The sequence below is a fragment of the Planococcus sp. TJ-302 genome (assembly GCF_058268455.1).
Window position 1 is genome coordinate 1,465,883 of record NZ_JBZDOI010000001.1, and the last position, 22,947, is coordinate 1,488,829.

13 protein-coding genes are annotated in these 22,947 nt (G+C 45.7%); all 13 read right to left on the bottom strand.

The window, feature by feature from the left end:
- Positions 1-254: 254 nt before the first annotated feature.
- The 13 genes from AC4EHB_RS07205 to AC4EHB_RS07265 all read right to left on the bottom strand — a co-directional run bounded on the left by AC4EHB_RS07205 (position 255) and on the right by AC4EHB_RS07265 (position 22,942).
- Positions 255-4,913 carry a cell wall-binding repeat-containing protein gene (locus AC4EHB_RS07205; RefSeq protein ID WP_490981074.1) on the bottom strand — a complete coding sequence of 1,553 codons (4,659 nt, stop codon included), beginning with the start codon at positions 4,911-4,913 and terminating at the stop codon, positions 255-257.
- A 295-nt stretch (positions 4,914-5,208) separates the two neighbouring features.
- Positions 5,209-5,859 carry a hypothetical protein gene (locus AC4EHB_RS07210; RefSeq protein ID WP_490974892.1) on the bottom strand — a complete coding sequence of 217 codons (651 nt, stop codon included), beginning with the start codon at positions 5,857-5,859 and terminating at the stop codon, positions 5,209-5,211.
- A 15-nt stretch (positions 5,860-5,874) separates the two neighbouring features.
- On the bottom strand, positions 5,875-8,127 hold the full coding sequence (locus AC4EHB_RS07215) for a cell wall-binding repeat-containing protein (protein ID WP_490974893.1): 2,253 nt from the start codon (positions 8,125-8,127) through the stop codon (positions 5,875-5,877).
- Between the two features lie 281 nt (positions 8,128-8,408).
- Complete coding sequence (locus AC4EHB_RS07220) at positions 8,409-10,271, bottom strand: LTA synthase family protein (RefSeq protein WP_490981075.1); 1,863 nt, start codon at positions 10,269-10,271, stop codon at positions 8,409-8,411.
- Between the two features lie 86 nt (positions 10,272-10,357).
- Positions 10,358-12,751, bottom strand: a complete 2,394-nt coding sequence (locus AC4EHB_RS07225; RefSeq protein ID WP_490981076.1) for a SpoIID/LytB domain-containing protein — start codon at positions 12,749-12,751, stop codon at positions 10,358-10,360.
- A gap of 65 nt (positions 12,752-12,816) precedes the next feature.
- Positions 12,817-14,199 carry a cell wall-binding repeat-containing protein gene (locus AC4EHB_RS07230; protein ID WP_490981077.1) on the bottom strand — a complete coding sequence of 461 codons (1,383 nt, stop codon included), beginning with the start codon at positions 14,197-14,199 and terminating at the stop codon, positions 12,817-12,819.
- 235 nt (positions 14,200-14,434) lie between these two features.
- Positions 14,435-15,526 (bottom strand): glycosyltransferase, encoded by a 1,092-nt coding sequence (locus AC4EHB_RS07235; protein WP_490981078.1) that lies wholly within the window; start codon positions 15,524-15,526, stop codon positions 14,435-14,437.
- A complete protein-coding gene (locus tag AC4EHB_RS07240) occupies positions 15,523-16,248 on the bottom strand; it encodes a WecB/TagA/CpsF family glycosyltransferase (protein WP_490974897.1) in 726 nt (241 codons plus the stop codon). Before AC4EHB_RS07240 ends, AC4EHB_RS07235 begins: the two co-directional genes overlap by 4 nt.
- Positions 16,249-16,445: 197 nt before the next feature.
- Positions 16,446-16,937 (bottom strand): VanZ family protein, encoded by a 492-nt coding sequence (locus AC4EHB_RS07245; protein ID WP_490981079.1) that lies wholly within the window; start codon positions 16,935-16,937, stop codon positions 16,446-16,448.
- A gap of 354 nt (positions 16,938-17,291) precedes the next feature.
- A complete protein-coding gene (locus tag AC4EHB_RS07250; RefSeq protein WP_490981080.1) occupies positions 17,292-18,707 on the bottom strand; it encodes an alanine/glycine:cation symporter family protein in 1,416 nt (471 codons plus the stop codon).
- Positions 18,708-18,802: 95 nt separating this feature from the next.
- Positions 18,803-19,894, bottom strand: coding sequence for an amidohydrolase (locus AC4EHB_RS07255; protein WP_490981081.1), 1,092 nt, complete (start codon positions 19,892-19,894; stop codon positions 18,803-18,805).
- On the bottom strand, positions 19,884-21,020 hold the full coding sequence (locus tag AC4EHB_RS07260; protein ID WP_490981082.1) for a mandelate racemase/muconate lactonizing enzyme family protein: 1,137 nt from the start codon (positions 21,018-21,020) through the stop codon (positions 19,884-19,886). Before AC4EHB_RS07260 ends, AC4EHB_RS07255 begins: the two co-directional genes overlap by 11 nt.
- 308 nt (positions 21,021-21,328) lie before the next feature.
- Complete coding sequence (locus tag AC4EHB_RS07265; RefSeq protein ID WP_490981083.1) at positions 21,329-22,942, bottom strand: M20/M25/M40 family metallo-hydrolase; 1,614 nt, start codon at positions 22,940-22,942, stop codon at positions 21,329-21,331.
- Positions 22,943-22,947: the final 5 nt, after the last annotated feature.

Here is a 22,947-nt window from a genome sequence, read left to right on the forward strand (position 1 = left end):
GAAAAGAGATCTCTTTTCTGCTAATGCCGGATAAAATCGAGATAGTGTGTGTTAACTTTTGGCTAGCGCGCCCTGAATCTCGTCTAATGCTGGACAAGTTCTGGCTAATTCCGGTTAGCGGAAAAATAATGCTTGATAATGCATATACCTACTCCCCAATCCAATAATCAGATTGCATTTCGCTCAGTGGAGTGGAGTATCGACTGCTTTCACATAAAAAAAGCTAGAAGCTCAGCGCTTCTAGCCTTCTTCAATTATTCGCTTTTCAAGATTTCGTCTAGCTCTTCAACAACATTGTCAGAAACTACGCCCGATCCGCCGATTACTTTTGCGAATTCTACGCCGCTTTCTTCCAAGTATGCGCCTAGCTCATAAGATACTGATTTCCCTACCAAGTAAACGCCTGTGTTTTGCTTGGCAGCTAATGCTCCGCCAGCCAACGCATCGGCAAACGATGAACCTGTCGCTACGTAGATCGTATCAGATGTGCTGCCGAAATATTTAGCAACTTCCAATGAAGTTTCATAACGGTCAGCGCCTTTGATGCGCAACGGAGTCGGCAATTGGTTAAATGCTTTTCTGCTGATTGCGCCCGTTCCGCCGATGACAAGTGTGTTTTCAGTACCAAGTTTTGTTAAAGCAGCTTTCGTAGCAAATGGCACTGCGTTTTCACGGCTTAACAAGATCGGCATTCCTTCAGATCCAGCATAGCTTGCTACGCTCAATGCATCCGGGAAGTTCTGTCCGTTTACAACGACTGCTGATTTAGCTGTATCGAATTTGCCAGCGATTTTCGCAGCAGTTTCGTAACGGTCAGCACCGCTTAAGCGTTCAACGTCAATTCCATCGCCTTCCAATTCTTTGACGATTGCATCTGAAATCGCTCCAGTGCCCCCAAGGATGTAAACTTTCTCAGCGCCCAATCGTTTGATTTCGTCATACGTTGTGCCTGGAAGAGCTTTCGTGCGTGACAACAGCAATGGCGCGTCGTATTTCTTAGCTAACGGCACTCCTGCTAGAGCATCAGCATAATGGTCTCCACGTGCCAGAACGACCACTTTAGAAGAATCCCAGCCTTCTTTGCTCAATTTCACTGAAGTAGCATAACGGTCTGCCCCTGCAATACGTTCAGCGCGCAACTCGTTTTCAGCTCGCTCGATCGTCAATTCTTTCGTCACTTTGTTGCCGGCTCCATCTTCCACTACTACCGTGAATTTGTTGATGCCTGGCTCCAAATCAACTTGGGCTTCAACGACTTTGCTGATTGGTGTCGCTAATTTGATTTCGTCAAAGACATCTTGCGCATAAAGAACATCGCCATTAATAGTAAGTTTGATCATGTTGAAGTTATCTTTTACTGTAATGTCGAATTTCGCTGTTTTTTGGTCGTTGTCAACAACTGTTGGAGCTGTTGTCCCGATTGTTGGATTAACTGTATCGACAAAGATTGGACGGATAATTGAAACAACGTTTCCGTTATAGTCTGTTGCTTCAAATTTCACATCGTGCTTGCCGCTTCCAGACACTTCAATTGTTGAATTGAATTCATAGCCTTTGCCAGCTGTGTACGTAGTAGCGATTTCTTTTCCATTTACTGTCAACTTGTCAAGGTATTCTTCTACCACATAGCCTTTAACCGGAATAGTCGTAGTGTTGAACAAGCCTAATGCAGCTGGTCCGTTATCGTCTACATAAATGACTGGTTTTGTCGTATCATCCATGTTCGTTCTTAATACAGCGCTGTTGAAAGCGTGATCGACAACTTCGACTTCAACTAAGCTGATTTGACTTGAATTCAAATTGAATTGGTCTAAGTCAATTGAAGTTTCAGATGCTTTGAATGTTTTGCCCAAAGATTTTCCATCAAGTTTAACTGTGTAAACGTCAGCGCCTACACCTTCATCATTAAAGCTTACTTCAAGCGTGTTTTTGTCATCGTTCAATGTTGCTGTTCCTGTTGGAGCAACTGTATCCACATAAACTGGCAGTTGCTTGCTTTGCCATTCAGCATCTTCATAATCCACTTTCGCAGCGTATTCATATTGGTACAAACCGTCTTTTACAGTTTGCCCACTGACTTTGCCATCCCATGCACGCGCTGGGTTATAGTTGATAATAGTACCTGTACCGCCGTCGTAATAGTCTTTGCGAACGTCATTTTCGATATTGACCGTTCTCAACTTATTGCCCTCAGCATCCAAGATATTCGTTTCAAGCACTTTTGCATTGCGCAGGAATGTCGGATTTGCGTTGATGTTATCAAAAATTGTATCTCCGTTTGGCGAGACTGGGTAAACCAACTTCCCGTCAACTTCAACTAGATCCAAGTAGTTAACGCCATCGTCAGCATCTGATGTAACCCCATATCCTTTGAAGAAGTAATCATAGAATTTCGTTTCTTCTTTTTCAGCTGGGCCGAAAGCATCCAATATTTCTGGACGGTCCCATTCGCCGTAGAAGCTGATGTAAGGAACAACCAAATCAGGATTTACTGTATCTTCAGCGACTAATTTTACGAAGCCTTCAACAAATACGTCTTGCTCAAGGTCTTTCAAAATTGTTTTGCCGGCTGCATCAAGTCCAGGAACTTGGCCGTTGCTGATATCGATTGTTACCGTGACATCGGCCGTGCCATTTGCTGGTACAACAACTTTTTCAGGAGCAGTTACTTTAGCGCCTTCAAGCTTGCCTGATTTCAATAGATTGTATTTAACATCGCTTGCTGTTTCTTTGAACATATCCACCAAGACAGATGTATCAACTGAATAGCTTGCCGCTTTGTCCGTCAAGTTTTCTGCAGTTAATGAAAATGTGAATGAATCCTCAGTAAAGTCTTTAACGTTTACTTTGGCTTCGTTCGTCGATTTTTCAACGACAACGACTGGAGTGGAAACTGCTGCGTGAAGCTGCATCATTCCAGCTCCTTGGCGGCGTGGTGAAATGGTGTCTCCGTCTAAGCCAAATGTGATGTCAGCTGTATTCAACATTAACTTTTTAGCAAGGCGCGTGCGTTCTTCAATTGAATAAGAACTGAATTTAGCGTCCGCTTTCAAGTATTGCTGAACCAATGCAGCTCCACCTGATACGTGCGGTGCTGCCATTGACGTTCCGCTCATTACGCCGTATTTATCGCCTTCAAGCGTTGAGTAGATGTTTCCGCCCGGAGCTGATAATTCAGGTTTGAACTCAAGATCCGGTGTAACGCCCCATGAAGTAAAGTCAGTTGCACGCCCAACTTCAGGACCTTCTAAAGCTCCAGTTTGAGTTACATCACCAGGAATTTCTACACCAGCAGAAAGAGCCGCTTCCAATTCAAGCCCATCTTCGCGAGTGGTTTTCATGAATGGAATATCCCAGCCGCCTTGGTCTTTATAGAACACAGGGCTCGTGCTGTTATAAACGATGATTCCAGCTGCGCCAGCTGCCGCCGCGTTATTCGTTTTATCAACGAAAGTATATGCGCCGCGTTCCACGACTACTACTTTGCCTGTTACATCGATTCCTTTGTAATCGTCAGGTCCGCCTAATGCACTTTGGTTTCCAGACAATGCTTTCAACGAAACAACTTCAACTGCACCAAGTTTTGTCCAGTCATCTACGCCAAATCCTTCAACTGAGAAATCGCCGAAGTCGACTTCATGCGTAAATTCGTTTACCATGTTTCCTGTTGCAGCTACTTGGATCGTATCTTTATTCAATCCAGGCGAGCCGACTAGGCCGTAATCCGGGTTGTCGTAATGCGGCGAGTCGAATCCGTAGCCGATTGTTCCTGAGTTACCTGCAGAAACTGAAGCCACAATTCCGTTTGCTACCGCATTGGAAATCGCTTTGTCTTCCGCGCTGTCTTCTTCATAGAACGAAGAAGTTGAACCTAAACTCATGTTCAATACATCCGCGCCTAATTTCACCGCGTCATCGATTGCTGCCAAGTAGATATCAGAGAATGTAGATGGGAAGTTGACATCGTTGCTGAAAACTTTCATGCCCAGCAATTGGGATTCAGGTGCAACGCCTTTAATGCCGCCATTCAACTCGTCGCCATTCGCTCCGACTGTTCCGGCAACGTGCATGCCGTGCATAGATGCGCCAGGTGAAATATCACCGACAATATCGTTTTTATCGTAATAGTTATATGCATAAGGAACTTTCGCGTTATGGTAAGCGCCTTTTAATCCGTTAGCGGCAATTGCGCTCGCAACGCCATCTTTCGTTAAATCGACTTTGGACTCGTCTGTAATATTGAAATCACGGTGAGTCGGATCGATTCCGGAATCGATGACCGCTACGACCATACCTTCGCCTTTAAGCTTGCTATCAGCCCATACTTGGCGAGACTGCACAAAATCATGGCTTGTCGTCATATCCGGTTTTACATCCGGCTTGTCGTATTCATTGGACAAATAAACATTTTTTACGCCTGGGAGGTTTTTGATCTTTTCAACTTCGCTGTATTTCACGATTCCACTGAAACCGTTGAAAGTTGTTGTGTATTCAAATTGCGAATTCAAGGATACGCCTTGAGAAGAAATCGTTTGCTTAACAGATGTATGTGTTTTCTTTAATTGAGTATCAATTTTTGTTTTTTCAGTTGAAGATAGGTCTTTGTATTGAACGCCTTTCGCTGAAGCAACTTCTACTCCTGCTTTCCCTTCGACTTCTACAATAATACGGACTTCTTGGTTAGGTGTAAGCGCTTTAACTCCTGGAAGATCAGTTTTCTGTTTCGTCGCAAGGCCTTTGACTAGTTCAGCTTTCTCATTCGATAAAACGTTGATCGCTTGGGCATCCTTATCAGAAACTGTTGAACCTTGTCCTGTTGCCGCACTTGCTGTCATAGCGCCGTTGCTAGCGATCAATCCCGCCATCATTGCTAACGATGCATACTTTCTCCACTTTTTAGAAATATTCTCCACTTTGGTGCCTCCCCTAAATTTCTTAATGGAGAAATTAGACATATATTACCTTAATTATGTATGTTTTTCCCCACTCACAGAATTGTAACAATAGTCTTACATTTAAGTCAATATTTTTTGAAAATAATTTCCATTATTTCAAATTTGTATTTTTCTTTATATAAAAGAGGCAGAGATTGCCAAGCGGATGGGAGAAAAGTCTATGTATAGATTGGTTTTCTTAGAGCTTTCAAGCACAAAAAAAGCAGCTAATGGGCATCCATTAGCTGCTTTTTCAATTTACTGCTTCTTGAAATTACTCGTAGCTGACAAGTTCCATCTTCGACTCTTGAACATTTTCACCATTCGTAATCGTTGTCGATTCTTGGATCAATCCAAGAGACGGTGCATAAGAGTTCGAGATTGACGTTACTTGCTCAGAGCTTTCTGATTTCAATGTCTGCGTGATGACTAGGACATCTTCAAAAGTGCCTGCTGGTGTTTCCAATGTTCCTGCAGTCTCAGTAATTTGCCATTCGCCTTCCGCTTGGTTCGCTTCGTTGATCACGCTGACTGGCGATTCCATTGGAACCAATCCTTTGAGGGAAATATCTTGTACGCCCGATAGTTCAGAAGTTTCAAGCAGCATTTCCATGCCGCCTTCTGTCCATTCTGTGATCTGAACGGTTTTTACATCCCCGAAAGAAATGACTTCCAAGACTTTGTTTTCTTGGACTTCCTGTGTTTCACGGACCACTTCGAAAGAATCGACTTGGAATTTTTTCACTAATCCTTCAGTGGGCATATACACTTTAATGCCTGCTGGATCAACAGCCTCTACTTCAGCAGCTGGGGCGTTGTTTTCAGAACCGGTGCCGTTAACGTTTTCTTCAGTATTTTCTTTAACCGCGGTGCCACATCCGCTAAGCATTAACGCAGCAATTACTAATCCACTAAGTTTTTTCATGTTTAACCCACCTCATTATTTTTGCATTGCGTTGACTGTTGCTCTCAATTGATCAGGTACAGTGCCTCCGACATAATAAATGCGGTTGATTAGTTTTTCTGTACTGTTCGCTTTTAAGGTATTTGTCAATTCAGTCGGCATATTGGCATTAGGGACCAGGAATAGCGGAGCGTTAAATCGCTTCGTCAATGCTGACGACACAAGTGCATCCGGATAATTCGTTCCACTGGATACGATCATGCTGCTCGAGATGAATTCATCGCTGTAATGATTCAAAACAGCTGTTGACGTTTCGTAGCGCGTCGGGCCGGACAAGCGGAGTACTTTATCAGTACCGACCAATTTGCCTACCGTTGTTTCGATGCTAGTTGGCACACTTCCTGTACCGCCGATGATGACAATGTCATCTCCGAATGCGTTGTTCAACCGGGCTGGCGTCGGCTTGTTTTCATTGACCAGGACGATCGGCCAATTTTTCACGACCGCTGCACTCGCCGCTGTCAAAGCATCCGGGAAGTTGCTGCCGCTGGTAACAAAGACGCCGGCAGTATTTGGCATTTTAGTATTGATCTTCGCATTTGTTTCGTATCTGTCAGCTCCTGAAAGGCGTTCAGTTCTAATTCCTATGCCTTTCAGTTTGCTTTCAATGGCTGGCGTCAATGCAGATGTACCGCCAACTAATATGACATGGTTCGCTTTCAGGCGCCTAAGTTCTGCTTCTACACTCAATGCTAAAGCAGCAGGTTTGTTCAAAAGTACCGGCGCATTGCCGTAATGTGCAGCAAGAGGTCCGGCAGACAATGCATCCGCATATTGATGTGAAGTTGCAAGCACGACCGTTTTTTGCGTTTTCGTGCTGGCAAAACCGGTTGGATACAATTGCTTGGAAACTGCGATTGCAGTAGCAATGCGATCTTTGCCTTGAACCTCTACTGGGCTATAACTATAAGCTTTCGTATTCGGGTTTGTGTAAATCACTTTTTGCGCCCAAATATCAAAGACCGTTGTGTTTGGCCATAGAGCAGCATAACTTCTTGCTTGTTCTCTATTGTAAAAATCAACCATGTCTCCTTTATCTTTCGAACGGACGACAAAGTTTTTCCGTTTGAAGTTGGACCATAGGATATCTTGTGTTCCGTTATTGATGACTGAAGCTTGGGCCATCTTCTGAGCATATGCCGTTGCTTGGTCTTCTTGGTAGAATTTTTTCACTTCTTTGTCGCTTCCGTCCAGCACTGTGAATTTAAGCGGCAAGTAATTCGACCATACAATATTTTTTGTTGTAGTGTGGACTACGCGCGTATTTTTCCATTGCGCAGCGTAGTTCACCGCTTCCTGCTGCGTTGCGAACATATTGTTATCAATTTTCACTGCTGTGTGATAAACACCGTAAATTTTCGGTTTTGCAACTGGAACTGGCGTCGGGGTTGTTGCAGTAGTTTGGACAGCGCCGGTCTTTTTATAAGTTACATAACTTCCTGACAATGTTTTAGAGTAATTCAAGGCATCTGTTTTCGAAACGTAAGTCTTTACAACTTTGCCATTTGCGTCGTTGACCACGTAGACATCAAAGAATGTATTGACGCCTTTCGCAACTTGAGCTGCGACTTTTTGCTGGAATGTTGCCGTTTTGATCATTCTTTCTTCAACCGGATTGGACATATATCCAACTTCCAAGAGAACTGCGGGCATTTGTGCATTGCGTGTTACATACAAACTGTAAGGTACAATCCCGCGTCCTTCTTTCACGCCTGATGAAATTACGGAATTATGCGTCAGGTTTGCCAGACGCTCACTTTCAGGGGAGTAATGGATCTGCATTTTATCTGGCGGATAGCTGCTATCGATATAATTTTTATTAAAATAATACGTTTCGTATCCTCCGTAAGTAGGTGAGCTCGTGGCGTTGTGGTGGACTGAGATAAAGACACTATTGTCATTATTGCCTACAGCCATGTTATTGGCTACGTTCATCCGCGAAATCAAGTCATTATTCGATGAAGTCGTATTGAATGCCGTGTCGGTGCTGCGGGTCATTTTAACTTGGAAGCCCAATTTTTGTAATTCGGTTTGCAAGCGGTTAGAGACTTCCATATTGGCGTGCTTTTCGTAATAACCGGTTGAGTTTCCTGAATAACCGGCTGTACCTCCATATTTCCCACCATGCCCAGGGTCAATTATAATAGTCGGATTTCCAGCGGCTAATGCGTCTTGTGTACTAAAACCAATGGCTAGCAGCATAAATACGAATAGTATTTTTATTTTCAAGTATTATTCCCCTCTTTCTGTCTTAATCCTACATGCAAAAATTAGTAGAAACAAGGTAATTTTACAACCTTTTACAAAAATGATACTATATTCTGTTTTAGCACTTCAAATTATTTGCGTGTTAAAAAAAAGTAGTCACTAATAACTACTTTCTTAAAAATTATTAAGGGGATTTAGTCGCTTTGGTTCTCGAACTATCATTAGTAAAATGATGATTTTACATTCAAAATCAGTTTATTTCCATTTTATAAACAAAAAATTACAATTTTGTAAAAATAGATTTAATTTGTAACTGCTTCACTTAGATAATTTGTCAGAATACTATCAGAATGATCAAGTATCTCCATAACATTTTCTTGATGCCGTTTTGCGCTTTCTGGAACCGGAATTATCTTTGTCATCATCCCAAAATCATAATAACGTTCTGGATAACGGGCATTTTGACCTAAGTATATTGATTCGTCCGAGATAAAGGACCCGCCCGATAAATAATAACGCATCGTCAGCAAATTACTTTCGTATTCCAGCAAATTATGCCCTGCAATCGGTGCTTCGGGCACGATACCCATCAAATTAGTCAATGTTGGCATGATATCCAATTGGCCGCCTAAGTGCGAATAGACTTCATTCTCGAAAAGGCCTGGGCCCGCCACGATGAATGGCAGCAGGAACCGGTCTTTGATGGTATATACGTGTCCAAGCAAACCGCCCATCAATTCGACATCACTTTTTTTCATCGGCGTGCCATGGAGCCCAGAATGATCACCTGTGATGACAATCAGCGACTCATCATACAAGTTTTCTTCTTTCAAGAATTCGATGAATTTTCCGATCTGCTCATCTGTATAGCGCACAGACTGCAAATAATCTCCCACATAACTTCCTTCAAAATCAGCAGGCAATTCGAGGAACTCATCTTTCTTCGGCATTTCAAATGGCGTGTGGCTCGTGATTGTCATGATGTTCGCATAGATTTTATTGCCTTCTTCTGCCTGCTTCTTGATTTTTTCTTTCGCAAATTCAAAAAGCACCTCGTCGGAAGGTCCGAACCCAATCACATCTTCATTAGGAATTTCTTCTGATGTGTATGCTTTTTGGAAACCTAATGTTGGATAAAGCATATCGCGGTTCCAGTAGTCAATCTTGTCTGCGTGGTACGTCGTTGTTAAATAGTCCCGGTCATTCAATAAGCCGACAAATGATGGAATTTCTTCACCTTTTACATAATTGACTGTCGGTTCGAGCCCTTTCGGGTAAAGAGAAGTATGGAACATCCATTCAGCATCCGACGTATTGCCGCCCCCGATTTGCTGGAAAACCTGATTGAAATACATGCTGTCTTTTAGCAGCGCGTTGATGTTCGGCGTGATTTCTTGCCCGTCGATAGATTGGTTAACCGCAAATGCTTGCAGCGATTCTACTTGGATAAAGAATAAGTGACGATTTTCCGCAATGCCAAAACGGTCATGCTCTACATACGGCACAAAGTCATTGCCTTTCAATGCGGCAAGGTCCTCATCGGTCAGGATTTGGCTTTCAGCATAGCCAATTGTTGAATCTTGAGCCATAGCCTGGACAATCTGGGTTTGGATAAAGCCTTGCTCTTTTGCCGATAGCGCAACATCGATGATTGGTTCTTGCAGCGCTGCCGCTGTTGTCGCAATGGCCATTATTGAAAATACAATGGCAACCGCTCCGATTTTCAAGCGAGAAACGGTTGTAAAGCTCTTTTTCCAAAATACGATAGCAAGCACAGCGTAAACGATGACATCCGTGAAAAAAAATAAATCCCATGGGGAATAAAGCAGTTTAAGCGTTTCCATAACAGAACCCGCTTGGCTTGCCTGGTTCAAATCATAATACGATGGCACAGTCTGGAAATAGCGTTCATACCAAATAATAGAGATCAATAAGGCTGAAACAAACAAGTTGTACCCCAATAAGATCAACGGGCTTACTTTCTTTAATGCCAATAACAGCAAAACCGGAAGCAGCATCCAAATCGGAAAGTCGACGATCAACAACCGTAAAAACGAAACTTCTCCAAAAACCAAGGAACGAAAAACAGCGATTTTAATGATCAGCAAAATCGAACTAACAATAAAAATGGCGCCAAGATAATGTGTATCCAGCAATTTCTTCATAATTTTCCTCTTCCTGTTCGAATTTTCAGTTTTTTGTTTAGAAAAAACTGAAGCTGCGCCAATGCGCAACATCAGTTTAAGTTTGGTTATTTTACAAAATTAGACGTCAATTCAATGTTTACATCCTGGTAATAGAATCCAAGGATTTGGGCTGCCGTATGGCCAGATTTAGCGCGTTTGTATGCGCCCCATTGGCTCAAGCCGATGCCATGGCCGAATCCGCTGCCGTCCATAACGAACCGGTCCGCTTCATCATCAATTCCATATTGGAGGCTCTTTAAATTCACGCCTCCAAGTGTCGTGCGGAATGTGGTCATCGTCGGATTGCCGTTGGTTGATTTTGAGCCATTGAACGTCAGGCTCATTTGCTGCTTTTTCAAAGCACTGCCGATAAATTGATTAACCGATTCTTTTAAGTCTTCCGAAACGACGCCGCTTCCACCAAGGAAGAAAGCCTCGCTCTTGACGGGCATAGAATCGAAATACGCTGCAGGAAGTTTAGCTGGATCGGGATCAAGCATAACAATCGGTGACCCGTTTTTCGCCGCCAGCACAGAGCCTGCCAGCGCATCGATAAATCGATAGCCGTTTCCGATTGCGATACTATTACCTGGCAATGGCAGCTCATTATTGATTGCAATACTCGTTTCAACACGGTCCGCGCCGCTGATGCGTTTGGATGAGATGTTCATAGCGGCTAATTCCGTTTCGATAAATGGATCAATTACGCCCTTGCCGCCGATGATGATGGCCGAGCTATTGCCAGTTTCGCTTAAGAATGTCTTGGTTTGTTGCGCAAGCTTCGTTCCGCGCTGAACGATGATCGGAGTTTGCTTATATGCTGCATAAGCGGAAGCCGACAAGGCATCGGAAGAGTTGTCATTGCCAGTGGCAATCATGACTTGTGAAGGAGAACCGATTTCCTGGGCAATCGCCAGTGATGTTCCTGTTCTGTCTTTTCCGTAAAGGCGTTTCGTCTTAAAGCCTTTTTGGTTTAATTTATTTTCAATATCGAGTGAAATTGCCCCTGCGCCGCCCAATAAGTAGACGAGCGCTCCAGGTTCGGTTTTTTCAGTTAAAAATTGTTCCACACTTGCTGGAATCGAGTCGTTGCGCACCAGCATAATTGGTGCTTGATGCTTATGGGCAAGTACTGTTCCCGCAAGTGCATCCGCAGGAATATCGCCTCGTCCCAAGACGATCGCTTTCGCTTTTTCTTCCCCGACATATTGCATTGCTATTTGAGCAGCCGTCTCGTAGCGGTCGCCGCCTGAAAGTGTTTTCGACGCAGCACCCGGTGCCATAACGTATTTCTGAACATTATTCACTTCGGTTCTGGCGTAATAGCTGACATCAATTTTCGTTTCCGCCACTTTGCCCGTGTTTTCGTAGTCTGCCGTGTTGATCGAGTCGATTGATGCAATCTTGATCGATTCAATTGCCGGATTGGCGGCTTTCGCTTTTGTTAGTACATACGCTTTATATTTTTGGAACGCGTCACGGCTTTGGCTATTGGCAACTTCAGAACTCAAGAGGTTCTTTTCAGCTGTCGCATTCCACCAAAGTTCCGGTTTCAATGTATTTGCATCAATTGGAAGCTGCTGCTTTAACCAAGTCAGCTTCCACAAGACGTTTGCCGTATCGAACTCATCGACCTTCGATTCTTTTATAAAAGGAAGTGCACTTGTCCAGTATTGCTGAGCCAATTCTGTCTGGCCGCCGTTGCTGGAAGAAAAGTACGCTGTCACAAATCTTTTTTTGCCGTAATTATCGACATAAGTCAAAATCTGCCCTTGCGTTTCCGTCACAGCCCGGTTGCTGTATTGGTAATCAGAGTTATATTTTGGCGAAATTGGATCCCAGATAAATCCGTTATACACTTGGTACGTTGTTGTGTCATCAATTTCCAGCGTGCTTTGGCTCATTTTTGAAAACACATATGAACGCGCCGCAATTGCCTGTGCTTTCAAGGCTTCCATTCCTCCGGAAGTTGGCGAACCCCAGCTTGCCGGTGTTTCAGATGGAACAACGCCTTTCAAATAATCCTCGAATTGCAGAATGTTCACAGGCTGCATCAATGCCGTGCCAGCTAACCTGAAAAGTACTGTTCCCATATAAGGATGCGCTTCTGTCAAAGCTCCTTTGAACAGCAATACATGATTTTCTTTCGTATAGATTTTCGGCTGCACCGTTACAGTGGACAAGCCAGAAGCTACGATTTTCGCTCCGTCTTTGACAGACAGCTTGCCTGCATTGACAACTATTGTGTATCGCTTATCTTTCGCTAGCACTACAGTCGGGTTCTCGAATAAAATCGATTCCCCCTTTGGAACAAAATGGTATATAGCGGACGTTCCTAATTTATTGCTCAATTTAACTTTCACTTCAAAATCAGCCGCTGATGCTGTATCAACTGGAACCGTCATAGCCAGCAAACTGAAAAGTACGATAAGAACAAAGCCTTTTATATTGGATTTCAATAGAATTCCTCCTTGTATTTTTAATTGGCGGAACACTTATGGCTCTTGGCCAGGCTTTTAAAAAGTCAATTTACATACGATCTAACTGTCACGATTTTCTTGTCCCAGTTAGCCCATGACGCGTTTAACGCCATGATTGTTATGCCCGTACTGAAACCGGCATGGATTAGTTTCCCGTCTCCCAAGTAAATTCCTGCATGGGACGGTGTAGTGGGAACGGCATTGTTCAAATCCAGGATGATAATATCGCCTGGCTTGGCGTTTTCGTAGCTGACCGCGTTTCCGGCCTTGGCGATCAAACCGGTTGTCCGGGGAATCGCGATGCTCTTTTTAGCGAACACGTATTGCAAGTATCCGGAACAATCAAAGCCTCTCGTCGTTGTGCCGCCGTATAAATAGGGAGTCCCTATGTATTTTTTCGACTCTTCCACAATTCCAGTTCGGAGGGCCGCTTCAGCGACAGCAGCTTGGCTTGATGGCGGCGTCGGGTTCAGCGCTTCACTCGAAATCGCCCCTTCTCCTCCAATTACCGTCAAGGCCTCGACACTTTTGTCGGCCAAAGCCGTTTTTGTTACCGCTGGCAAAGAAGCTTGGCGTGAGAGGAAAATCGGTTTTTTCTGTTTCGCACCTAATGCGGAACCGGTCAACGCATCCGCGAATTGCTCGCCAGATGCCATCAAAGAAGAAGCGATCGTTGCCGGGTATAAATCAGAAACGATCGCAGCCGCTGTCATATAGCGGTCTTTGCCTGCAATGCGAGTGGCCGTCGCCGTTTTTTCAATTTGCCCGAAGACTTCGGAAGAAACAGCGCCTGTCCCTCCCACTACGATAACTTCCGAATATTTTTTGACCATTAGCTCTACTTCTGGTGACATTTTAGTTGGCGATGTCAATAAAATCGGCATGCCTTTTTCTGCTGCGAAAGAAGCAATCGCCAAACTGTCCGCAAAACCGGAGCTTGTCGCGACTACCGCTTTCACGCCTCCCACTTTCTCGGCGATCAAAGCGGAAGTCTGATGCCGGTTTGCCCCTGAAATCCGGGTAGGTTTTATCCCTGCATTTGAAAGCTGCTGCATGGCAATATCCGAAATTGCGCCTTTGCCGCCTAATACAGTGGCATTTTCAGCGCCGATCCGTTTGATTTCGTTGAGGACAACTGCTGGTATCTCGTCTTTTTTTACTAATAAAATCGGTGAGTTCAGCTTTTTCGCAAGCGGGGCTCCGGAAAGCGCATCCGGATAATTATTGCCGACAGCCAGCACGACGTCATTGGTGCTATTGCTTGCCCATCCTTCTTGCGAAACCGCAACAGCGGTTTGGTATCTGTCTTTCCCAGAAACCCTATCAAAATCACTGTAGATAGTGGACGCTTCTGGCGTAAGCACGAATGTTGAGGATGAAATAGCGATAGTCAAAGTAAGAATACTTATGCCCTTTAATCTTTTCATATAGCCTTTCATGCTCCTTCTAGTACATTTATTGTATGAATTATACATTTTCCTAAGCACTAAACTGAGTCTATCATTGATAAACTATGTTGAATACATTATTTATATTCGGCAAACGACAAAAAAACCTCGAAAAAGTTCTCGAGGTTTTAAAAAAATGCCCGTATATCAACGAATAGCGTTGTTTGGAAATAATTAGGCAGAGTGAAAAAACAGTATTTTTTGCCTAGTTTATTTACAGTATATTTTGGTAAGTAGCAAGCAGTTTTTTCTGCAAATTGGCATTTGAAAAGTTTCGAACCGCAAAATCACGCAATTCGCGTCCCATTTTTGGTGTATCTGAGGAAATGGCAGATTTTGCCGCTTCAAGCAATGATTCTTCATTCCCAGCCACAATGATCCAACCTGTTTTGCCCGGATCAACCAACGCGCTTACGCCTCCAACGTCCGTTGCGATTACCGGTGTCCCCATGTCCGCGGATTCCAATAATACCAAGGGAAAACTCTCGCTATAAGACGTCAGCAAAGAAACATCCGCAGCAAAAAGCAATTCGTCGACATCATTTCGCGTGCCCATAAAGCGCACGTTTTGCTGAATGCCTAAATCTTTTGCCAGCGCCTCCAAACTTGCTCTTAATGCGCCGTCGCCGATGATCCAGAGTTTCCAGCCTGGAACATCCAGTCTGCTGAACGCTTTTAATAATACTTCGTGGCCTTTTACCGGATGCAGGCGTGCCACAATGGCAAACACAAAATCCGTCTCCGCCGTATTGAACTCGGCACGGATGTGGTTTTTATCCCACGCCGGAATCGCTTCCGAAAATTCGATGCCGTTAAAAACAGGTGTAATTTTCTGTGCATCGACGCCAATTTCCATCAGCATCGTTTTAAATTTTTCAGAAACCGCAAACAAATGATCAGCGTTGCGCAGCGCGCGTTTGTTGAGCATCGTAAAGAATTTGTTGATCACTTTCGGCTGATGCAGAAAATCCAACGAAGGGTCACTATGCACCGTGATAAACCAAGGCACCTTCATCTCCTTGTGGATTGAGTTGATCAGAAAATTCGATTTAGCACCATGCGAATGAATCAATGAAAAATCATTTTGCTGAATGAATGCTAGTATTTTTTTAGGCGTCGATTGGTCAAATCGGCTTTTCTGCGGGATGACCGTTACTTTAACGCCCTGTTTTCTGGCTTCTTCGGCAAACGCCCCTTCCGTTAATAACAATAATTCCATGTCTACCGACGCTCCATGGAATAATTGCAGAAGGTGCTTTTTTGAACCGCCCGTTTCTCCCCCGCTGATCATATGAAGGATTTTCACAGGCTTTTCCGGTCCTTTGAACGAACTGCTTTAAAAAGAAATTGGGGAAGAGCCATTTGGCGTTTGATCCGTGAAGGCTGTGAAGCCAGGCGGAAGAGCCATTCGGTTCCGGTTTTTTGAAAAACAGCCGGTGCTCTTTTGACCGTTCCGCTATAGACGTCAAAGCTGCCGCCGACTCCTTGAAAAATATTCACATCAAGGCGCGCCATATTCTCGCGGATAAACATTTCTTGTTTCGGGCTTCCTAAAGCGACGAATAAGATATGCGGTTTCACAGCGTTTATGCGGCGCGCGATTTTATCCATGTCTTGTTCATAGCCATCTAATGTCCCTGCAATAATCAAGTCCGGGTATTTTTCCTGAATCGAAGCAGCTGCCAATTCAACCGTTTCTTTTTTCGCACCGTACATGAAAATGCGGTATTTATTTTGATGTGCGAGCTTCAGAAGCGCATCCATCATGCCAATACCCGTAACCCGGCCCTTTATTGCGCCGCCGCGCAAGCGCGAGGCAACAGATATTCCTATGCCATCGGGAATTTGGTAAGTGGATTCGTTGAGCAATTCCATCAACTTGCTGCTTTTTGATGCCATCATCACTTTTTCCGGATTGATCGCCACGATGCGTGATTTTCTGCCGTTTTGAATGTCCGCATTGATCAGTTCCATAAGTTCTTGTTCGCTTTGCATATTGACATTAACGCCTAAAATCTGTTCTTTCATTCCATTTCATCCTCCATATTAAAACTAACTATTGTTCAAGATGCTCTTTAAATATAATAAGAAATCGCCGTTTTTTGCTTTTACATCACAGTCGAATCATCCGTTAATTTTATCATAGTTGTCTTCTTTTCACTAAAATTTCTTTGAGTATGAAGCGAATTCTAAAATCATTTCTTTTTGAGGTGTTTTCTCACAGCTTAACGGCGCTGGGTACGCAAGCTTCTAGTGCTAGTACTAAATTCTTTTTTATTTTTCTTCAAAAACTTAGCGGCACTCAAAAATAACACTGCCCCGAACACATCCAAAAGAACATCCTGCCCCGTCGGCGTCCGGCCGCCGGTCAGCGATTGATGGAATTCGTCCGTAAGCGCAATAACGGTGGTAATCCCTAAAGCCAAACCCATTTTCGGCTTCGGCAATAAATTCAAAACTGCAAGCGCAATCAACCCAAAAATAACCACATGGGAAGCTTTACGGATCACAAATTCAACAAACGGATAATAGCCTCTTTCCTCAACCGAGATTGTCATTCCCCAATATGGAATCTGAAAAAGGCTCAGAAAACCTTTAAATGGCTCGAATGGCAAATACCGCTCCATTGCGGGAATCAATGTCTGTTGTTCATAGGTTTGCCCCGACGAAATAAACAGTATGGTAAATAAAGTAAGGAAAATCAGTAATTTTTTCATAAAAAGATTATAGCACGTAGTTTACTGGAAGGCTTATGGGAATTTATTGGACTGCTCAAAAAGCGTTTTTCACTGCGCGCATTTACAAGGTTCTCCCGTTAACAAGCATTGTTATGGCGTTAACATGATCTAGCTTTTAGTTAACCTGAAGAGTTGGAGAGTTAACATGAAGGGGCAAGAGCTTAACATGAAGTGTGTGAGATTTAAATGAACTAGCCAGCAGTCAACATGAACTGTTTTAACATTAACCAGCACTAACAGAACAGAAATCGTGCTGAACCCGAAAACACCCCATATGAAAAGCCCTCTGCATTATGCGGAGGGCTCCTTCAAATTCACATAGATTCTTTACTATTAATCGTCTCTGCTGTGTTCGCCCCAACAATCCGTGCCTTTCAGGCCAGGGATGTTCTTGGCGAAGAATTCAGGATTCTTGCCTTCTTTGCGCTGTGCTGTGTAGTCGCCGAGCACTTTGAAGGCGATTTTGCCTAGCATCGCGATGACGACCAGATTGATCACGGCCATGATGCCCATAAACAAATCCGCCATATTCCATACGAGCGACACTTTTGCGAGCGCTCCGAACATGACCATTCCGAGCACGCCGATTCGGTAAGCAGTCAGCCACGCGCTATGCGCATTGATAAATTCGATGTTTGTTTCGCCGTAATAATAATTGCCGACGATCGAGCTGAAGGCGAAAAACAGGATGGCGAATGCCAGGAAATACGGAGCCCATCCGCCTACATGGACGTCGAGTGATGCTTGTGTCAACAAGATGCCTTCCTGTTCGCCTGTCTTGTAGACGCCAGCCAGTATAATGATGAATGCTGTCGCCGAACAGATGATAATGGTATCGAAAAATACCCCTAGGCTTTGCACAAGCCCTTGCTTCGCTGGATGCGAAACGTTGGCCGAAGCGGCAGCGTTCGGCACCGAACCCATACCTGCTTCGTTCGAGAACAAACCGCGGCGTACGCCTTGCATGATGGCTGCACCGATTGCACCGCCTGCTGCTTCTTCCAAACCGAATGCGCTTTTAATAATCACTGAGAAAACAGCCGGAATTTCGCTTATATTGGTGATAACCACCCATAATGCCACAAATATGTATAATACCGCCATGACCGGAACCAAAACTTGCGTAACTTTGGCAATGCGTTGAACACCGCCGAAGATGATCAGCGCAGTCAGCACTACCAGCGCCAAGCCGACAACCCATTCCGGAATATTGAAGACTTCGCCGAATGATTGCGCGATCGTGTTCGATTGTACCGAGTTGAAGATAAAACCGAAAACAACCGTCAATAAAATTGCAAAGACGATGCCTAGCTTTCTTCTGCCAAGCGCTTTTTGCATATAATAAGCCGGGCCGCCGCGGAATTGCTCGCCGTCACGCACTTTATATACTTGGGCAAGCGTACTTTCAATGAAAGCCGTCGCCATGCCGATCAACGCAACCATCCACATCCAGAATACGGCACCCGGACCGCCGATGGCAATTGCCAGCGCAACGCCGGTAATGTTGCCTGTCCCGACGCGTGAAGCTGTTGAAATGGTGAAGGCCTGGAACGCCGAAACGCCTGCTTCGCCGTCTTTCTTTTCAGAAATGACACGGAACATCTCGCCGAATAGCCGTACCTGCACGAAATTCGTGCGCACAGTAAAATAAACCCCGAGTCCAAGAAGCAGGGCGATCAAAATATAAGTCCATAATAAATTATTGCCTTCGTCGACGAGCCACGTCAACGCGTCTAAAATAGCATCCATAAAAAAGCTCCCTTTTAATAACTAGTTTTACTCTTTCATTACCCTAAATGATTTTCAAAAAACCTGAACTGCCGAATTTACGGCAGTTTTATCCCTTAGCTCTTTCTCAGCGTCTCGGCCAGCACGCGCGCGCCGATGTCGAGCGCATCGTGGTTGAAGGCCATGTCCGGATGATGTAATCCGGGAGCGAGATCCGCCCCGATGCCAAGCATCGCCGCTTTCAATTCCGGCTTTTTGATCGTGTAAAAATGAAAATCATCTGCGCCCGTCGTGTCGAGCGGCGGCGCCGTATTGGCATCCCCAATGACCGAGCGGATGGCAGCATCTGCGATATCTTTCGCTTCTTCCGACACTTCCGCCGCCGGTGTGTAATCATCCCATTGCCAATCGATGGTGATATCGTAAAGCCGGGCAATCGATCGGAGACCTTCATCGATGCGGCTTCTCAGCTCATCCATGACGCGATTTCTTTGTGCACGGACATCAAGCGCGAAAGTGGCGCTTCCTGGAATGATATTGAGCGAGTCGCCCCCCGCCTGGATATTCGTCATCTTCGCCGAATAAGACTCGAACGGGGAAAAATAAATCGACTTGATAAACTGATGGATCGCGGCAATTACATCAATCGCGTTCTTGCCTTGATGCGGGCGCGCACCGTGCGCGTCAACGCCCGTGATCTTTCCTTTCAGGAAAATGCCCGAACCGTGGTGGATTGCAGGCGTGGCTTTGCCGTGCGGCAATTCCTCGATGGGCCGCAAATGGACGCCGTATAAATGCGTCGCGTCTTCCAATGCGCCGTGTTCAATCATCGCCAGCGAACCGTTGCCCCGTTCCTCCGCCGGCTGGAAAATGAAACGGATACGTTTCGTCAGGGTTTCATCTTTCAAGTACAAAAGTGCACCTAAAACCATGGCCATATTGGCGTCGTGGCCGCATGAATGGTTGGCTTGCACTTTTCCATTCACTTCTTGCCACAGCGCGTCAATGTCTGCGCGCACCGCAACGACCCGCTCTCCTGCCCCGATTTCGGCAAACAATCCCGTAACGCCATCAAATGTCCAGTGTGCGATGCCAAGCGATGCCATAATCGACGCTAGCTTTTCAGTTGTCCCTGTTTCCTGCCAGCTCACTTCCGGATGGGTATGGAAATAGCTGAACCATTCGTTGATTTTTGTTTCAATGGCCATGAAGTTTTCTGCCCCCTTCTACCGTGCAGGACATGACAGTCAGCTTATGCAGTTGCTTTTCGTCCACTTCGATTCCAAGCCCCGGCTTGTCCGACAGCAAGACGTAAGGCAATTGGAAATTCAGATCGCCTATTTCTTCGGAAAATAAAAGCGGTCCTGTCAATTCGGCCGTCTGGATATTGCGGCGCGACATGACGGCATGGTAGCCTGCTGCTGAGCCGACCGATGATTCCACCATTGAACCGATTTGCGCAATGATGCCCGCTCCTTCAGCGGCTTTCGCCATTTGCACTGCCGGGAAAATGCCGCCCGATTTCATCAGCTTGATGTTGATGTAATCCGCCGCCTCCAAGCGGATGATTTCCAGCACGTCTTCCATTGTCTGGACCGTTTCATCAGCCATGATCGGCGTCGCCGTTTTGCTGCGGATGTTGGCGAGGCCGCGGATATCGCCCATGCGGATCGGCTGTTCAATCCATGTCAGCCCTGCGCCGTCGAGTTGGTTAATCACCTGGATCGCGTGCCCTGCCGTTTTCCAGCCTTGGTTGACATCGATGCGGATCGGCATGTCTGGTCCGACCGCTTCGCGCACTGCGTAAATGCGTTTGATATCCAACCCTGAGTCAGCGCCGCCTACTTTGAGCTTCAGGCTGCTGAAGCCTTGCTCCATTGCGAGCTTCGCTTTTTCCGCCATGATCTCTGGCGCTTCGATGCTCAGCACTTTCGGGTATTGCAGGTTGTCATGCGCGCGCCCGCCAATCAAATTATAAACCGGCTGCCCTGACGCTTTGCCCATCAAGTCATAGCATGCGATGTCGATCGCCGCTTTCGCCGCTGGATTGCGCGCGATCTCCGAATTCATGAGGAAGTGTATCTTTTCAATATCGAACGGGTTGTGCCCGATGACTGCAGGCACCAGCACATTCTTCAGAATTTCAAAAGTGCCGTTCACTTGCTCGCCTGTCACGTGCTCATCCGGAACCGCCTCGCCGTAGCCCACAAGCCCTTTATCCGTTTCCAGTTTCACGATCACTGCCGCCATATGCGGGTAGGTCGCATACGAAATGATGAACGGTTCCTTGAGCGGAAACTCCACCACGTAAATTTCAGCCTTTACGATTTTCATCAACCATTCCCCCTATTATGTATATCCAACCCAATTGTACATGATTGCGAAGGCTTTTTGCGAGAAGGTTCTCGAGTTTACCGGCGTTAAATTGGAGTTAACATGACCTAAGTAGCCGTTAACATAACCTGTTCCACCTTTAACAGGCATTAGCGAAAAAAGCGAAACTCCATAACCAAAATCCAAGCCCTCCATACGAAAAGCCCTCCGCGGCTGCGAAGGACTCCTCTCACTGCAAGAGCCTATTCCGCATCTAACGGAATAGGCTCAACTAAGCTGTTTTCATTTAAAGCCATTGCCGTTAAAGTTCAGACTGTGCTTTTCACAGGAATTGACAAAATCATCTCTTCGAGAAGCAGCGGCATTTCTTCGAATGTATTTTTGATGTGCAGGCGCTCGGTGCGCTTGTGGGCGTCTTTGCCGAACGGGCCGACGTTAAGCACTGGCGCATCGAGTTCTTTCATGGCCTGAAACGGGATGCTGTAGGAATCGCCGTAGACCGGTGTGTTTTTTTCGTAAGTAACGAAGCTGTCTTCTTTATCGCCGTAATTGACGTAGCTGAGGTCCGAGATGCCGTTGAAATAATGGATCTGTTGGATATCCAGCCCGAATTTCTCAACAGCATTGCTTGTGACTTGTTGAACGCAATGTTTGACGAGCTCGTTCTCGGATGAGTTCACCGGCGGATAAAACGGCGGCGTATAGAGCAGGACGCATACCGGCGTCAGTTCCGGGCAATTGATGAGCAGGACATCCGCAACATGCATCGATTTTTCGCGCACATCCCATTCCGGATGCATCATTGTGTCAATCAGCGCTTTGTCGATGTATTCGCGGCCGAATTTTTTGATGGCGTAGCGCTTGAGCTCACGGAAGCGCATGACGCGGATTTCACCGATCGGCTCGATTTCTTCGCGTTCGCACATTGCAAGGTAGTCGCGGGTGCAATGGTCCATCGCTTCAATAGCGATTTTCTCGAACTGGGCGAACACTTCATCGGCATTCTTTTCCATAAGGAAGACATTGTACATCGCACTCGTACGGTAAGGCGTCTGCGCCGAATACTCCTGCTTCATGTCTTTTTGCAGGAGCGTCACCGGCAGCGGCGTCGTTTCGCCGTACACCGTTTCCTTAAAGTTTTTATTCCATTCCATGCGGTGCGTCAGGTAGGTCGAGATATAGCTCGACGTAATGCCCGACAGCGGTTCACCGACATGCGTCTCTTTGCCGTAGAACATTGCGGACGGCATGATTTTGCCGATCGAGCCGGTGTAGAGGTAATGGCCGGTATCACCTGGTTTTTGCGCAAAGACAGGTTCGCCGTTCAAAAACAGCGTATATTCGAGTCCGAATTCACGTTCCAAGTCGAGCAGTTTCGAAACGCCGTAGCGCATGCCCGCCGAGTTCACTTCTTCGTCAGGCACCGACAGCAGCAACAAGTTAATCGGCCATTGTTCCGTCGAGGCTTTCTCGATCATCGCCATATGCAATGCCAACCCTGCCTTCATGTCCATCGTGCCGCGGCCGAACAGGTATTCACCCGAATCCAGGTCCGCCTGCGCATAGGAGTCCAATTGATCGCGCACTGCCTTAAACGCTTCCGCCAATTCATACGGGCTGCAGGCAAGCGGCTCCAAATCGCCATAATCCGCGGTGCTGACAGTGTCAAAATGGCTCATCAGCACGACCGTGTCGACAGCTTCCGGATGCTTGTACAGCGCCGTAACGTTCTCGCGCTCCCAATTCACTTCGCTGAGATGCAGATGTTCCGGATGCTGCTGGAAATAAGGCAGCCCTTCCAGTTTCTCTTTCAGCTTATAGGCGAATTCAACTTCGCCTCCCGTCAACGTCATGCTTTTCCAGCCGACCAATTCAACCAATAATTCTTGCAGTTTCTCAGGTGTCCCCCATAATGAAGCCATCTTGA

Coding starts and splice junctions, on each gene's coding strand:
- AC4EHB_RS07210 (WP_490974892.1), bottom strand. CDS start 5,859: ATGAAAAAACTTAGTGGATTAGTAATTGCTGCGTTAATGCTTAGCGGA.
- AC4EHB_RS07220 (WP_490981075.1), bottom strand. CDS start 10,271: ATGAAGAAATTGCTGGATACACATTATCTTGGCGCCATTTTTATTGTT.
- AC4EHB_RS07230 (WP_490981077.1), bottom strand. CDS start 14,199: ATGAAAAGATTAAAGGGCATAAGTATTCTTACTTTGACTATCGCTATT.
- AC4EHB_RS07240 (WP_490974897.1), bottom strand. CDS start 16,248: ATGAAAGAACAGATTTTAGGCGTTAATGTCAATATGCAAAGCGAACAA.
- AC4EHB_RS07245 (WP_490981079.1), bottom strand. CDS start 16,937: ATGAAAAAATTACTGATTTTCCTTACTTTATTTACCATACTGTTTATT.
- AC4EHB_RS07250 (WP_490981080.1), bottom strand. CDS start 18,707: ATGGATGCTATTTTAGACGCGTTGACGTGGCTCGTCGACGAAGGCAAT.
- AC4EHB_RS07255 (WP_490981081.1), bottom strand. CDS start 19,894: ATGGCCATTGAAACAAAAATCAACGAATGGTTCAGCTATTTCCATACC.
- AC4EHB_RS07260 (WP_490981082.1), bottom strand. CDS start 21,020: ATGAAAATCGTAAAGGCTGAAATTTACGTGGTGGAGTTTCCGCTCAAG.
- AC4EHB_RS07265 (WP_490981083.1), bottom strand. CDS start 22,942: ATGGCTTCATTATGGGGGACACCTGAGAAACTGCAAGAATTATTGGTT.